Origin of the sequence: Nocardia sp. NBC_00511 (genome assembly GCF_045161165.1) — a bacterium.
GTDB lineage: Bacteria > Actinomycetota > Actinomycetes > Mycobacteriales > Mycobacteriaceae > Nocardia.
The window spans coordinates 1036011-1050272 of record NZ_CP107849.1 but is presented as its reverse complement, the minus strand read 5'-3'; the positions used below and the strand labels follow the sequence as shown (position 1 = coordinate 1050272).

13 protein-coding genes are annotated in these 14262 nt (G+C 67.3%); 6 read left to right on the top strand and 7 right to left on the bottom strand.

Annotation, left to right across the window (positions count from 1 at the left end; translation table 11 throughout):
* Positions 1-90: 90 nt before the first annotated feature.
* The 5 genes from OG300_RS05030 (at position 91) to OG300_RS05010 (ending at position 6225) form a co-directional block, all read left to right on the top strand.
* On the top strand, positions 91-1128 hold the full coding sequence (locus OG300_RS05030) for an AraC family transcriptional regulator (RefSeq protein WP_405492613.1): 1038 nt from the start codon (positions 91-93) through the stop codon (positions 1126-1128).
* A 63-nt stretch (positions 1129-1191) separates the two neighbouring features.
* Positions 1192-3006, top strand: coding sequence for an acyl-CoA dehydrogenase (locus OG300_RS05025; protein WP_405492611.1), 1815 nt, complete (start codon positions 1192-1194; stop codon positions 3004-3006).
* Between the two features lie 481 nt (positions 3007-3487).
* Positions 3488-3682, top strand: coding sequence for a hypothetical protein (locus OG300_RS05020; protein WP_405492609.1), 195 nt, complete (start codon positions 3488-3490; stop codon positions 3680-3682).
* A 259-nt stretch (positions 3683-3941) separates the two neighbouring features.
* The gene (locus OG300_RS05015) at positions 3942-5675 is read left to right on the top strand and encodes a DEAD/DEAH box helicase (protein ID WP_405498479.1); all 1734 of its coding nucleotides are present in this window, start codon (positions 3942-3944) and stop codon (positions 5673-5675) included.
* Position 5676: 1 nt separating this feature from the next.
* Positions 5677-6225: a hypothetical protein gene (locus tag OG300_RS05010; protein ID WP_405492607.1), complete on the top strand. Its 549-nt coding sequence runs from the start codon at positions 5677-5679 to the stop codon at positions 6223-6225.
* An 8-nt stretch (positions 6226-6233) separates the two neighbouring features.
* On the opposite strand, the gene OG300_RS05005 is transcribed toward OG300_RS05010, so the two are convergent.
* From OG300_RS05005 to OG300_RS04985, 5 genes are all read right to left on the bottom strand, one after another.
* Positions 6234-7205: a glycine betaine ABC transporter substrate-binding protein gene (locus OG300_RS05005; RefSeq protein WP_405492605.1), complete on the bottom strand. Its 972-nt coding sequence runs from the start codon at positions 7203-7205 to the stop codon at positions 6234-6236.
* Positions 7202-7954, bottom strand: a complete 753-nt coding sequence (locus OG300_RS05000; protein ID WP_405492603.1) for an ABC transporter permease — start codon at positions 7952-7954, stop codon at positions 7202-7204. Before OG300_RS05000 ends, OG300_RS05005 begins: the two co-directional genes overlap by 4 nt.
* Complete coding sequence (locus tag OG300_RS04995; protein WP_405498478.1) at positions 7951-9177, bottom strand: ABC transporter ATP-binding protein; 1227 nt, start codon at positions 9175-9177, stop codon at positions 7951-7953. The genes OG300_RS05000 and OG300_RS04995 overlap by 4 nt, the downstream gene beginning before the upstream one ends.
* Positions 9178-9205: 28 nt before the next feature.
* Positions 9206-9856, bottom strand: a complete 651-nt coding sequence (locus OG300_RS04990) for an ABC transporter permease (protein WP_405498477.1) — start codon at positions 9854-9856, stop codon at positions 9206-9208.
* A gap of 104 nt (positions 9857-9960) precedes the next feature.
* Entirely contained in the window at positions 9961-10761 is an 801-nt protein-coding gene (locus OG300_RS04985; RefSeq protein ID WP_405492601.1) for a helix-turn-helix domain-containing protein, read from the bottom strand.
* Positions 10762-10925: 164 nt separating this feature from the next.
* Between OG300_RS04985 and OG300_RS04980 the strand changes: the two genes are divergently transcribed.
* Positions 10926-11849, top strand: coding sequence for a decaprenyl-phosphate phosphoribosyltransferase (locus tag OG300_RS04980; protein ID WP_405498476.1), 924 nt, complete (start codon positions 10926-10928; stop codon positions 11847-11849).
* A 50-nt stretch (positions 11850-11899) separates the two neighbouring features.
* On the opposite strand, the gene OG300_RS04975 is transcribed toward OG300_RS04980, so the two are convergent.
* Together OG300_RS04975 and OG300_RS04970 are read right to left on the bottom strand one after the other, a co-directional pair.
* Complete coding sequence (locus OG300_RS04975) at positions 11900-13297, bottom strand: carboxylesterase/lipase family protein (RefSeq protein WP_405492599.1); 1398 nt, start codon at positions 13295-13297, stop codon at positions 11900-11902.
* Between the two features lie 35 nt (positions 13298-13332).
* Complete coding sequence (locus tag OG300_RS04970; protein WP_405492597.1) at positions 13333-14235, bottom strand: MBL fold metallo-hydrolase; 903 nt, start codon at positions 14233-14235, stop codon at positions 13333-13335.
* Between the last annotated feature and the right edge of the window lie 27 nt (positions 14236-14262).

Genomic DNA, 14262 nt, shown 5'->3' with positions numbered 1-14262 from the left:
GGCCACGAATCGGCGAATATGGGCCGTATACAGGCAACTTACTGGCCGGTAACGGTCATGCGGACGCCCGAAGTTTGCGAGACTGCCTGAGTGACGGAAGAGTTGGCGCAACTGCGTTCCATCACCAGCACCGCGCTGCTGGCGGATTTCGCGCTGGGACGCGGCCTGAGCCTGCAATCGATCCTGCGCGACAGCGGCCTGCGCGAGACCGAATTACGGGACCCGTCCGCGGAAATCACCATGGGCCAGGAGTTCTCGGTGATGCGCAATGTGGTGGCGGGCATCGACGACGAACCCGGCATGGGTTTGCTGGCCGGTCTGCTCTGCCATCCGCCCTCCATGGGCGTACTCGGCTTCGCGCTGATGAGCAGCTCGAATCTGCGGCACGCCATGGACATTGCGCTGCGCTACGCCGATCTGTCGTTCACCGCGGCCCGCCACTACAGCGAGAACCGCGGCGACCAGGTGTGGGTGGTGCGCGACGACAGCATGCTGCCCGAGGACCTGCGCCGCTTCACCCTGGAGCGCGATCTCGCGGCCATCGCCACCATCCAGCAGGACCTCATCTCGGTCCGCATTCCCGCCGTGAAGGTGGAGCTGTACGTGGACGCGCATCCGATCTACGAGATGTTCGGCGCGGTCTTCGGCGTCGACGAGGTGTCGTTCGGGATGCCGCAGTCGCGCATGGCGTTTCAGGCCAGCGCACTGGAAACCCCACTCCCGCAAGCGAATCTGTCGACCGCCCGGTTCTATGAGCAGCAGTGCACCGATCTGATGGAGAGCCGCCGCAGCCGCAGCGGGCTCAGCGGCCGGGTCCGTCAGCTGCTCATCCGGCACGGCGGCTCCGCCGACCAGACCCGCATCGCCGCAGACCTGGATGTCAGCGTTCGCACCCTGCGCCGCCGCCTCGCCGAGGAGGGCACCACCTTCCGGGAGCTGAGCCTCGAGACCGTCGGCATGCTCGCCGAGGAGCTGCTCATCGCCGGGCTCACCGTCGAACAGGCGGCCGATCGGCTCGGCTATGCCAGCGTGTCCGCGTTCGCGTCGGCGTTCCGCACCTGGAAGGGCCAGTCGCCCGGCCACTTCGGCCGCATGCACCGGGGCCGGGCTCATCCGGCCCGCACCTGACCACTCGCGACCGACATACCCGGCTACCCGGCCGGGCCCACCGGGTCTGGTAGACCGGCAGGTATGCACCCCTCCGTCCTGATGTCCGCCCGCGACCTCGAGTTCCTGCTCTACGACTGGCTCGACGTGACCGCGCTGACCGAGCGGGAACGCTTCGCCGACCATTCCCGCGAGACCTTCGATCAGGTGCTGCGGCTGTGCCAGGATCTGGCGGTCACCCATTTCGCGCCGCACAATCGCGAGGGCGATCTGCACGAGCCCACCTTCGACGGCGAGCGGGTGTCGCTGCTGCCCGCGATCGGCAAGGCGCTGCGAGCGTTCATCGACGCCGGAATGATCGGCGCGGCAATGGATCACGGCATCGGCGGCATGCAGCTGCCGCATTCGGTCTACACGGCGTGCATGTCGTGGATCTACGCCGCGAACGTCGGCACCGCCTCCTACGCGCTGCTCACCACCGGTAATGCCAATCTGCTTGCCGCGCACGGCAGTCCGGAGCAGATCGACACCTACGTGCGGCCCATGCTCGACGGCCGTCACTTCGGCACCATGGCGCTCTCGGAGCCGCAGGCCGGTTCGAGTCTGGCCGACATCACCACCCGCGCGGTCCCCGCCGAGGACGGCTCCTACCGGGTGTTCGGCCGCAAGATGTGGATCTCCGGCGGCGATCACGAACTGTCGGACAACATCATCCATCTGGTGCTGGCCCGCATTCCCGGCGCGCCGGAGGGCACCCGCGGCATCTCGCTGTTCATCGTCCCGAAGTTCCTGCCCAACCCCGACGGCACGCCGGGTGAGCGCAACGACGTGGCGCTGGCGGGCATCAATCACAAGATGGGCTGGCGCGGCACCGTCAACACCGCCCCGGTGTTCGGTGACGGCAACTTCACCCCGGGCGGCCAGCCGGGCGCGATCGGCTATCTGGTGGGCGAGCCCAATCACGGTCTGGCCCAGATGTTCACGATGATGAACGAGGCCCGCATCGGCGTCGGGCTGGCCTCCACGGCCCTCGGGTACACCGGATACCTCAAGGCCCTCGATTACGCCCGCAGCCGCCCACAGGGCCGCCCCCTGACCGCTCGTGGCGGTCCGCAGGTCCCCCTCGTCGAGCATCCCGACGTCCGTCGCATGCTGCTGGCCCAGAAGTCCTACGCCGAGGGCGCACTGGCGTTGCAGCTGTACTGCGGCCGGCTGATCGACGAGCAGCGCAGCGCACCAACCGAACCCGAGCGGACCCGCGCCTCGACCCTGCTGCGCATTCTGACCCCGATCGCGAAATCCTGGCCCAGCCAATGGTGTCTGGCCGCCAACGACCTCGCCATCCAGGTGCACGGCGGCGCGGGCTACACCCGTGACTACGACGTCGAACAGCACTACCGCGACAATCGGCTCAATCCCATTCACGAAGGCACCCACGGCATTCAGAGTCTCGATCTGCTCGGCCGCCAGGTCACCCTCGACAACGGGGCCGCCCTGGTCGCGCTGCTCGAGACGATGGCGATCGCGACCGGCGCGGCCCGCGCCACCGGGGACGACGAGCTGACGGCCTTCGCCGACGCCCTGGACGCGGCCACCGCTCGGCTGGCGGCCACCACGGCGGGTCTGTGGCGCGAGGGCAATCCCGAGACGGCCCTGGCCAATTCGGCGGTCTACCTCGAGGCGTTCGGTCACGTGGTGCTGTCCTGGATCTGGCTGGAGCAGGCCCGCGTCGCCCACTCGTTGCCCACCGACACCCCCGCCCGCACCGCCTTCGCACAGGGCAAGCGAGCCGCGGCCCGCTACTTCTTCCACTGGGAACTCCCGCGCACCGGACCGCAATTCGACCTTTTGGCCTCCGGTGACCGCACCACCCTGGATCTGGACCCGGCCTGGTTGTGAGCGTGTTCGCGTTGCGCGAACGCCGACCCGCGCCGGTGGCCGAGTTCGGTACCGCCGCGGGCGCTTCCGCCGACGTCAGAGACGTGCCGATCAACCCGCGGATCCAGTCGGGTTGATTACGGTTTGCTGGAGCATCGGCCACACTCTGCAATCGGAGTGTGAGCGTCGGTGGCCGCGGGTAGTCTCCCGGTAGACAACTCGATCAGCGTGTTCGAACGGCAGATGTCGATGCCTTCGCGAGCGGTAACCGGGTAGATCCGGAGTCACGTGCAGGGGCCTGTTCGCTTACAGCGAAATCCCTGGTCGTGTTACTGAAAACACACGGGAAACTACTCGGGAACAAAGACCCCGCCCCGAACGTCTGACAGAGTAGTCATCAACCACTGCTGGGAAGTAGCGGTAGCGAGGTCCGCGGTAAGGTCCGCGGACCCCCACACCAGGCGAATGGTGTGCGAGCACCATGAGCCAGGACGGAGGAGTCATGCCAGGAACTCTGACAAGCACCCCACTGACCGCGGTCGACCGTTGCGACCGCTGCGGGGCAGCTGCGCGCGTACGCGCAGTCCTTCCCGCGGGTGGAGAGTTGCTCTTCTGCCAGCATCACGCCAACGAGCACATGGACCGTCTTCGTGCGCTCGAGGCCGTGATCGAAACGGAGTCGGCACCGGCGCTTTAACAGCTCCTCCAGCCCCGGGGGACTCGATCGGGAGTCACACACCTCGGGGAGCCCGCTCGACAATTGAATCTTCCCAACAGAAAACCCACAGCGGGCGACCAGCAGGTCGCCCGCTGTTGCTGTCTCGCAGGCCACATCATGACGGCCGCCACAACGTGGCGAGAAGCACGTGGCCGGCCATGTGCGCGCGACGGGGTCGCTTAGGTACAACGGTTGAGTGCCGCACACCTCGCAAGCCACCTACCTGCAGGATCGCCATATGGTCGCGCTGTGGACCTGGGGCGGCCACGCTCCGGGTCGCGCGCCACAGGATGTGGGCGAGGTGCAGACACTCGCCCTCGCGGTTCCCGGCCGGGACGGAATCGGCGTCACGGACGTGGAATGCGCTCTGGTGGAACCGGAACGGTTATTCACTCTTGCTATCGAAAACCCGGGGGAATCGATACACCTGTTACGCGCCGCCCTCGAGTCCGACGTCGAGGCGGCGCGACTACCCGCGGCCGCGCACGCCGTCCCGAATGCCACCGGGACCGCCGTCGTCTCCGCGGACCGCGCGCTGCGGGCGCTGCGGGAGACCGTCTCGATCGCGGCCGAACTGCGTTCCGGATTGAAGGCGGAGCTGCGGCCGTATCAGGCGCGCGGCATCGGCTGGCTGCGGGAGACCACCGGGGTGCACGGCGGCGCGGTGCTGGCCGACGAGATGGGACTGGGCAAGACCGTGCAGGCCATCGGCTATCTGCTCGGGAAGGCCGGGGCCGGACCGCAACTCGTGGTGTGCCCGACCTCCCTGGTCGGCAACTGGGCGCACGAGATCGAACGGTTCGCGCCGGGACTGCGGACGATCGCTTGGCGCGGCGGTCAGCCGCCGCAGGCCGAAGCCGGGACCGTCGTGGTGACGGGATATCCGACCCTGCGCGGCCACGGTGACGACCTCGGCGGACAGCGGTGGGCGAGCGTGGTTTTCGACGAGGCGCAGATGCTCAAGAATCCGCGCACCCAGGTGGCGAAGGCCGCCCGCGCCCTCACCGCCGACGCGCGGATCGCGCTGACCGGCACCCCGGTGGAGAACCATCTCGACGAGTTGTGGGCGCTGCTGAATCTGGTCACCCCGCACGAGTTCACGCACAAGGCGCAATTCCGGCGGCGGTTCGTGCGGCCGATCAGCGAGGGCTCGACCACCGCGGCCGCCCGGCTGCGCGACGCCATCGAGCCGATCGTGCTGGGCCGCCGCAAGTCCCAGGTCGCCGCGACCCTGCCGCCCAAGATCCACAGCGACCTGGTGTGCGACCTCACCGCCGAACAGGAACGGCTCTACGACCAGCTGCTGGATCGGGCCGAGACGGCGGGCTTCGGGTCCGGCGCACAGCGACACACCCGGGTGCTGGCGGTGCTCACCGAGCTCAAGCAGGTCTGCAACCATCCCGGGCTGATCACCGGGGAGCTGGCCGAATTGGCCGGGCGCTCGGGCAAGTTCGACGTCTGCTCCGATATCCTCGCCAACAACCTGGAGGTCGGCGCGCCCACCCTGATCGTCACCCAGTACCGCAAGACCGGTGAGCTGCTGGTCCGGCACTGCGCCGAGGAGTTCGGGGTGACGGCGCCGTTCTTCCACGGCGGCCTGAACCACGAGCAGCGGGGCCGGATCGTCACCGACTTCCAATCCCCGGACGGCCCACCCATATTGGTGCTCAGCCTGCGTGCGGCGGGCACCGGCCTGACCCTGACCCGGGCCGCCGACGTCATCCACTTCGACCGCTGGTGGAATCCGGCTGTGGAGGCGCAGGCCTCCGACCGCGCGCACCGCATCGGCCAGACCCGCACCGTCACGGTCACGACGCTGACCTCGGGCACCACCATCGAGGAGCACATCGCGGGTATGCACGACCGCAAATCCGCCCTCACCGACCTCAGTGACACCGCCGGGGTCGCCGATCTGTCCCGCCTCGACGACGAACGACTGATGGAACTGCTGCGCCGGAAGCGGGGGAACTGACATGCCCGACAACGACTTCGGTTACACCGCCTGGAGCAAGGACTGGCTGCGCCTGGCGGAACCGTTGAGCCTGACCAAACCCGAACCGCTGCTCCCCCGGGCTCGCGGCATCGCCCGCAACGACGGCGTGGTCACCGAGATCTCCGGCACCGTGGTGCGGGCGCACATCCACCGGGGGTCGGAAGCCTCCGTCACCCACCTGGAGTTGACGCCGTTCAGCCGCGACACCATCGAGGCGCTCGGACGGCTCATTCCACCGGATGCCCTGGTCCTCAGCGATGAACTGCGCGCGGCCGTCTCCGAGGCAGGCATCGCGATCGCGCCCCGCCTGCTCAGCTCCGACTGCTCCTGCCGGGCCCGTCTCGACCGCTGCCTGCACATGCTCGCCACCTGCTATGCCGTGGTCCGCCAGATCGACGAGAACCCCTGGCTGGCACTGGATCTCCAGGGCTACCGCAGCACAGCGGCCGCACCCGAATCAGCCGTCCCGACCGCTCCCCCGCGCTGGACTCCGCTCGACACGCTGGACCCGGCAGCGTATTTCGGCTGATCGCCGGTCTATCGGGCGGTGACGAATCCCTGGGAGACCAGCCAGTCGCGGGCGACGTTCGCGGGCTCGGCGCCTTCGAGGTCGACCTTGCGGTTGAGTTCGGTGATGGTGTCGTTGGTCAGCAGGCGCGAGATCGGTTCCAGCACCGTGGCGACCTGGGGATGGGCGTCGGCGAAGGACTTCCGCATCACCAGGGCGGCATTGTATTTCGGGAAGAAGCCCAAATCGTCGTCGAGGATGCGGAGGTCGAGGGCCTTGATGCGACCGTCGGTGGTGGCGACCGAACCGAACTGGCAGCCGCCGTTGGCGGTGGAGGTGTAGACCAGGGCGTCGTTCATGATCTGCTTGCGGACCTTGCCGGTGTCGACGCCGTATTTGCGGGCCATGCCGGGGAATCCGTCCTGGCGGACACTGAATTCGGTGCCCAGGCAGGTGGGACCGGTGCCGGATTCGGTGTTCACGGCGTGTGCGTAGTCCGACAGGGTCTTGGTCCCGGTGCGCTGTGCGCTGGCGGCGTTGGTGACCAGGGCATAGGTGTTGTTCATCGGTGCGATGTCGGCCCACAGCATGCCGTGCGCGGCAAGGTCGGCGGCGCGCAGTGCCTCGAACTGCTGCTGCGAGTCCGGGATCGGCGTCTCGTTGCCGAGGTAGTTGATCCAGCCGGTGCCGGTGTAGTCGTAGGCGATATCGACCTGCCCGTGCAGCTGCGCGTCGCGCAGGCTGTTGGATCCGGTGATATTGGTGAGGTCGCGGACCTGCGCGCCCGCCGCGGTGAGCACGAATTCGATGAGATACCCGAGGATGTTCTGTTCGGTGAAGTCCTTGGACCCCACCGTGATCGACACCCCCTGCAAGGCCGGATCCGGCCGGATGCTGCCCGGCCCGACCTGAAGCGGTACCGCGCCACCGGATTCCAGCCCGCATCCGGCGATCAGCACCAGCCCGAGCGCGGCCAGCAGCGCGGTCCAGCGCCGCCTCATCGCAGGCCTCGTGGACCGAGGAATTCTTCGGCGAGCGCGCCCAGCCAATCCACCAGCAGTGCGAGCGCCACCGCGAGCAACGCCCCGACCCACAGCGTCACGTTGTCGCGCAGCTTGTATCCGGTATCGATGAGGATGCCCAGGCCGCCCGCGCTGACCAGGAACGACAGCGTCGCCGTCCCGACGGCGAGCACCAGCGAGGTCCGCAGACCGGCGAGAATATAGGGGACGGCGAGCGGAAACTCGATGCGCCGCAACACTGTTGCCGCCGACATGCCCTGCCCGCGACCGGCATCCACCAGCATCGGATCGACCTGCTGGTATCCGAGGATGGTGTTTCGCAGCACCGGTAGCAGGCCGTAGAACGCGATCGGTGCCACTCCCACCCAGAATCCGGTCCGCTGGGTGATCAGATAGTAGAGAACGATCAACCCGATGGCGGGGGCGGCCGCACCGATATTGGCGATGCCGACGAAAAGCGGTGCCAGCCTGCGGAATCCGGGCCGGGTGAGCAGGGTGCCCAGCGGGACCGCGATCACGACGACGATGGCCACCACCGTCGCGGTGATCACCACGTGCTGCCGGGTGGCGGTCTCGATATTGGCCGCGTTCACGCTCGCCTGCTGCGTCGCGGTCAGGTTCCGATTGAACGCCCACACCAGTACGCCGACACCCAGCCCGATCGCGAGCACCGGCTGCGCGACCAGGCGGATGAACTCCGAACGCCGCTCGGTGCCGGGGCGGCTCATATCGGATCTCCCGGCGCGGTTTCATCGGGTGAGTGCGCGGCATCCGAAGTCGCGGCGGACCCGGTCGATACAGCGGATTTCCCTGCTGCTCGGCTGCTTTCGGCGCGGGTGGCGGCGAGGTGGGTGACCAGGGTGTCGATCGCGATCAGGCCCACGTATCCGCCGTCGTCCCCGGTGACGGCCGCGTGGGCGGTGCTCTCGGTGAGGAGTGTCTCGAGCGCCTCCTGCAAGGATGCGCGCAGGGCGACCGTGCCGGTGACCGGCTGCCCTACCTCGCGCAACGAGGCGGCGTGGGCCAGCTGTTCGGCCGAAACCCAGCGCAGCGGACGGCGTTCCGCGTCGAGGATCAGACCCCACGGCCATTCCCGCTCCGCGATCTCGGCCCGGAACGGTTGCACCGCATCGGTTTCGGCGGCGGTCGGGCACCGGTCGAGCTCGACGTCCTCGACGCGGGTAAGAGTGAGCTGCTTCAGTCCCGCGTCCGCGCCGACGAATCCGGCGACGGTGTCGTCGGCGGGTGCGGCCAGGACGGCGGCCGGGGTGTCGTATTGCAGTAGCCGAGATCCGGTGCCCAGCACCGCGATTCGATCGCCGAGTTTGACGGCCTCGTTGAAGTCGTGGGTGACGAAGACGATCGTCTTGCGCAGTTCGGCCTGCAATCGCAGCAGTTCGTCCTGCAGCAGCCCGCGGGTGATGGGGTCGACCGCGCCGAACGGCTCGTCCATCAGCAGCACGGGTGGGTCGGCGGCGAGCGCGCGGGCGACTCCGACCCGCTGCTGCTGACCGCCGGAGAGTTGACGCGGATAGCGGCGGCGGAAGGTGCCCGGATCCAGGCCGACCAGCTCGAGCATTTCGTCCACGCGGGCGTTGGTCTTCGCGCGATTCCAACCGAGCAGCGTGGGCACGGTCGCGACGTTGCGCGCCACCGTCTGATGCGGGAACAGCCCGGCCTGCTGAATGGAATAGCCGATCTGCCTGCGCAATTGGTCGGGGTTCTGTCCCCCGACGTCGCGCCCGCCGATGGTGATGGTGCCCGAGCTCGGTTCGATGAGCCGGTTGATCATGCGCATGATCGTGGTCTTGCCGCACCCCGACGGACCGACGAAAACCACGATCTCCCCGGCCGGAATGCTGATCGAGAAGTTGTCGACCGCCGGATCGCGTTGCCCTGGATAGTGTTTGGACACGGCGTCGAGCTCGATCCGCACGCCGCGCGGCGTCATCGCCGAATCCTGCGCCGCGGTAGCGGTTTCAGTCACGAATCCCCCTCGGGGTGGTGAGTCGGCCGACTCCGGCCAGCACGATATCCAGCAGCAGCGCCAGCACGATGATCAGCACCGTGCCGGTCAATGCCTGCGGCACCGCGGTCGGACTGCCCAGCCGGGCCAGTCCGGAGAAGATCAGGTTCCCGAGCCCGGGACCCTTCGCATAGGCGGCCATGGCCAGAATCCCCATGATCATCTGGGTGCTCACTCGCATCCCGGTCAGGATCGACGGCCACGCCAGCGGCAGTTCGATCCCGACCAGCACCCGCAGCCGATTCATCCCGACCCCGCGCGCGGCGTCCGACACCGCCGGATCCACCCCACCCAACCCGATGATCGTATTGCGCAGAATCGGCAGCAGCGCGTACAGCACCAGTGCCACCACGGTGGGCCGCACGCCCAGCCCCAATACCGGAATCAGCAAGCCCAGCAACGCGAATGACGGCACGGTCAGAATGATGCTGGCCAGCGCGGTCGCCAACGCCGACCCCCACGGACTGCGGTGCACGGCGATTCCGATCAGCACCGCCACCACGGTCGCGATCAGCATCGACTGCACCACGGCGGAGACATGCAGATAGGAGTCGGTGAGCAGTTGCCTGCGATGATCGGCGACGAATTTCCAGAGCGTGCCCAGAAGCCTTCTCCTGCCTTGGAGTTCACCGCCAGTGTATTGACGTCGCCCTCGCCCCGAGTCGTTTCCGACCGCGCAGTGCGATCACGTGAGGCAAATGCGGTGACCTACTGGGCATGTACCCGCTCATCCCGGCGACGCAGGATATCGGCGGTGGGCGTGTCGGCGGGCAGCAATGCCTTCAAACGCAGCTCGGACAGCGAGACATCAGTCGACGACGCGAAGGCCGTCAGGGTGGTGATCAGGCACAGTTCGCCATCGTCGGTGCGCAGCCGCAGCGGGATCGCGAATCCGTGCAGCCCCGCGTCCAATTCGGTCGGCGGCAGGTAACCCTCCAGCTCGGCGATCAACTCATCGAGCCCCGGATCCGGGCTGATGCGGGCGCGCGAGCGAATCGCCTCGACGATGTGCCCACCCCATTCCGGCAGGTTCAGCACCCGCCGCGAAATGCCGTCCGGATGGAGTGCGAGCCGGTGCACGTTCACCGGCGGAGTCAACAGTTCGGGCGCGCACCCCTCCATCAGCAGTTCGAACGCGACATTGTGCTCGATCATGGTGCCGTACCCGTCCACGATCAACGCCGGATACGGCAGATGCCCGTCGAGCACCACCCGCAGCGCCGTCAGCAGCGGCGTCAATTCCGGTGCGTCCAAAGCCAACTCGCTGAACAACGGGCTGTACCCCGCCGCCACCAGCAACGCATTGCGTTCCCGCAGCGACAATTCCAGCGACTCCGCGATCCGCACCACCACCTCCCGCCCCGGCTGCGAACGTCCCTGCTCCAGGTAACTCAGATATCGCTGCGTGGTCCCGGCCCGAATCGCGAGCTCCAACTGGCTCACTCGCCGCAGCGCCCGCCAGCGGCGCAATTCGTCGGCGAAGGCGCTACGCGCCGACAGGGTGGTCATCAATTCATCCTGCCATCCCACCGATCCGTGCCAACCGTTCCACCACACCGGCTGGATCTCACACTTCGCCAAAAGAATTCGTGGTACTGCGCGCAGCGGCGTCGCCGGTTAGTCTTCTGATCGATGAGCTGGCGGGTATATGGGGAAAGGCCGAGCCACCGAACATGACGAATCACCTCGAAACGGCGCAAGAGCAGCGAGCGGACACCACCGGTGTGGCGGTCGGTGTCATCAAGGCGATGCGACCTCGGCAGTGGATCAAGAACGTGCTGGTGGTCGCCGCACCGTTGGCCACGCTCGGTGGCCCCGTGCATTACGACTACCGCGATGTCCTCTACAAGGCGGGCATCGCGTTCGTGGTGTTCTGTTTGGCCGCCTCGTCGATCTACCTGATCAACGACGCCCGTGATGTCGCCGCCGACCGCCAACACCCGACGAAACGATTCCGGCCCATCGCCGCGGGCATCGTCTCGCCCGCGACGGCGTACGCCATCGCCGTTGTGCTGGCCGTCGCCTCGTTGACGATCGGGCTGGTCACCGTGCCGGCGCTCGCGGTGGTCATCGCGGTCTATCTGGTGATCCAGCTCGGCTACTGCTTCGGCCTCAAACATCAGGCCGTTCTCGATATCGCCATCGTCTCCTCGGCCTACCTCATCCGGGCGGTCGCGGGTGGTGTGGCCACCGGAATCCCGCTGTCACAGTGGTTCCTGCTCGTCATGGCGTTCGCGTCGCTGTTCATGGTCGCGGGCAAGCGCTACGCGGAACTCCAGCTGGCTGAACGTACCGGTGCCAAGATCCGCAAATCGTTGGAGAGCTACACCAGCACCTATCTGCGCTTCGTGTGGACGATCTCGGCCACTGCCGTCGTCGTGTTCTACGGGATGTGGGCATTCGAACGGGACGGCCATTCCGGGTACTGGTTCGCGATCTCGATGGTCCCGATCACCCTCGCGGTGCTGCGTTATGCCGTCGACGTCGACAGCGGCACAGCAGGCGCACCTGAAGATATTGTTCTTCGTGACAGAGTGCTTCAGTTCCTCGGAGTGACTTGGATCGTAACCATAAGCGTCGCAATCGCATTCAATTGAGCGAATTGGTGCCGCGGCGCACCTCGGCCTGACCGAGATGGGGCGCGGCCTCACTCTAGATCTGTGAAGCGCTGGGTTTGTGCCGGTGCCCAGCCGGGTTCGCCGGTGTGGGCGAACCGGATCCATGTCGCGTGCATGCGGGCGGCGAGTGCGGCCGGGGCTGGGGACGGGCCGAGTAGGCCGCGGGGGCCGTGTAGTGCGGGGAGGTCGAGGTTGTCGAAGACGAACGGGAGTTCCACGGTGTGTGCTGCGCCGAGGCGTCCGTCCACGGCCGGTGAGTGCCAGTCGAATTCGTAGGTGTAGGTGGGGGCGGCTCGGTGGGCGGCGGCGAGGTGTCTGCTGCCGATTCCGAACAGGGCATCGCTCAGCAGTGTCGACCGCAGTTCCTCCGGAGTCGCTTGCGGGGACCGGTCGCGGTATCGCGCGATGCGCGCCTCGGGATCGGTATCGATCCGGGCGGCAGTGGCGTACAGCTCCGCCTCGGTTGTCGAATCGGCCTGCGGGACAAGGTAGAGGTTGGCTTCGTGGGTGTTCGTTCCGATGATCAGCGGCACCCCGAGAGCGGTCAGGGCATCGGCCGGTTGCCGGTCGAGGACCAGGCTGAAGGGGCTGAGTCCGGCCAGTGGGTCGGACCTGGTTTCGGTGCGCAGGTCCAAGCCGGTCAGCTCTGGCATCACCGCGATGAGCCGTTCGTCCGGGACGTCGGCGAAATCGCCTGCGGTGGGGCTGATTCCGATCGCCTCGGCCGCCACGTGGGTGACCCGCGCGGCCTGTTCAGGACTGAACGCACCGAAGCCGTTGCCGCTCTGCACGATAGCGCGCTGAAACAGCCCCGACGCGTCGGGATCGGCCAGTAGTCCACCGACGATCGTGGCCCCGGCGGACTGACCGAACACGGTGACATTGCCGGGATCGCCGCCGAACTCGGCGATATTGCGCCGCACCCATCGCAGCGCGGCGATGATGTCGAGCATGCCGCGATTGGCCGGTGCGCCGGGCAGATCGAGGAATCCGGGGATCCCGAGGCGGTAGTTGACGGTCACCAGGACAACCCCGTCCCGGGCGAAAGCTGTTCCGTCGTACAGCGGTGCGCGAGTGGACCCGCTGACGAATCCCCCACCGTGCACGAACACCATGACCGGGCTGTCGCGGGCCTGCGGTGGTGTCCAGAGGTTCACTGTCAGGTAGTCCGCGCCGGGAATCCAGCCGGGACCGAAATACGGTGACATGTCGAGCTTTCCGAAGCCTTCTCGGCGTGGCTGTGGCGCGGTGGGTCCGGGTCGGGTGGCGTCCCGAACTCCGGCCCACGGCCGATGCGCTCGGGGCGCGGCGAATCGGGTGGGGCCGATCGGCGGTGCGGCGTAGGGGATGTCGAGGAAGATGTGCGCGGTGTCGTGGCGGCGGCCTGCGACGGCGCCTTCGGTGGTGGTGACGATCGGGTCGGACATGTGCGTCTCTCCTGGTATCTCGGAACGGCAGCAGGTCACAGGCGCGTGAACGGCGCCCATTCCTTGATGGCGAATGTGTCTGCGTCGCGGATGATTTCGGCGGCGCCGTGCCCGCCGAGATGCGCGGGCAGTACGAGCGCGTTCGTGTCGGCCGCCCAGCCGAGCAATCGGCGACGGGTGGCGCGGGCCTGCGCGGGGTCCTCGCAGAAGCAGCTGTTGGTGTCGGGTTCGACGAACTGCACGGGGCTGTGCAGCAGGTCGCCGACGAACACCGCGCGGTCGGTGCCGGACTGTAGCCGCAGTACCGATGATCCGGGCGTGTGCCCAGGCGCCGACTCCAGTGTCAGGTTCGAGTCGATGCGGTAGCTGTCGTCCCAGAGCAGGGTGCGACCGGCCTGATGCACCGGGATGACGCTGTCCTCGAAGACGTTCTGGTTGCCGCGGCCGAAGACGGTCGGATGACCGTTGGCCGGATTCCAGAAGTCGAAGTCGCGTCGCGGCATGAGGTAGGTGGCATTGGGGAAGGTGGGAACCCAGTGGCGTCCGTCGAGGTAGGTGTTCCAGCCGACGTGATCGATATGCAGATGGGTGTTGATCACCACGTCGACGTCCTCCGGCCGCACCCCGGCGCGGGCGAGATTGCCGAGGAAGTCGGTGTTCAGGTGTCCCCAGACGGGTGCGTACGGTCGTTCCTTGTGATTGCCGACGCCGGTATCGACCAGGATCGTCGCGCCCTCGCTGCGCACCAGCCAGGTCTGCACGGCCGAGAGGCATTCGTTGGTGTCGGTGTCGATGAAATCCGGTGCGAGCCAAGACTGATGGCGTTGCCAGGCGTCCTCGGGACTGTCGGGGAAAAAGGTCTGCGGGGTCATGTCGACCGAGCCGTGGTACTCCATGATCCGGGTGATCGTCACATCGCCCAGCACGATCTCGTACATAGTGCGCTCCTGAGGTTTCGGTGCTTC

What these genes read in the sequence shown, in the direction of transcription:
- OG300_RS05005 (WP_405492605.1), bottom strand. Translation starts at nt 7,205, where the DNA reads ATGAGGCGGCGCTGGACCGCGCTGCTGGCCGCGCTCGGGCTGGTGCTG.
- OG300_RS04975 (WP_405492599.1), bottom strand. Translation starts at nt 13,297, where the DNA reads ATGTCCGACCCGATCGTCACCACCACCGAAGGCGCCGTCGCAGGCCGC.
- OG300_RS04980 (WP_405498476.1), top strand. Translation starts at nt 10,926, where the DNA reads ATGACGAATCACCTCGAAACGGCGCAAGAGCAGCGAGCGGACACCACC.
- OG300_RS05000 (WP_405492603.1), bottom strand. Translation starts at nt 7,954, where the DNA reads ATGAGCCGCCCCGGCACCGAGCGGCGTTCGGAGTTCATCCGCCTGGTC.
- OG300_RS05015 (WP_405498479.1), top strand. Translation starts at nt 3,942, where the DNA reads ATGGTCGCGCTGTGGACCTGGGGCGGCCACGCTCCGGGTCGCGCGCCA.
- OG300_RS05010 (WP_405492607.1), top strand. Translation starts at nt 5,677, where the DNA reads ATGCCCGACAACGACTTCGGTTACACCGCCTGGAGCAAGGACTGGCTG.
- OG300_RS04995 (WP_405498478.1), bottom strand. Translation starts at nt 9,177, where the DNA reads ATGACGCCGCGCGGCGTGCGGATCGAGCTCGACGCCGTGTCCAAACAC.
- OG300_RS04985 (WP_405492601.1), bottom strand. Translation starts at nt 10,761, where the DNA reads ATGACCACCCTGTCGGCGCGTAGCGCCTTCGCCGACGAATTGCGCCGC.
- OG300_RS04970 (WP_405492597.1), bottom strand. Translation starts at nt 14,235, where the DNA reads ATGTACGAGATCGTGCTGGGCGATGTGACGATCACCCGGATCATGGAG.
- OG300_RS05020 (WP_405492609.1), top strand. Translation starts at nt 3,488, where the DNA reads ATGCCAGGAACTCTGACAAGCACCCCACTGACCGCGGTCGACCGTTGC.
- OG300_RS05025 (WP_405492611.1), top strand. Translation starts at nt 1,192, where the DNA reads ATGCACCCCTCCGTCCTGATGTCCGCCCGCGACCTCGAGTTCCTGCTC.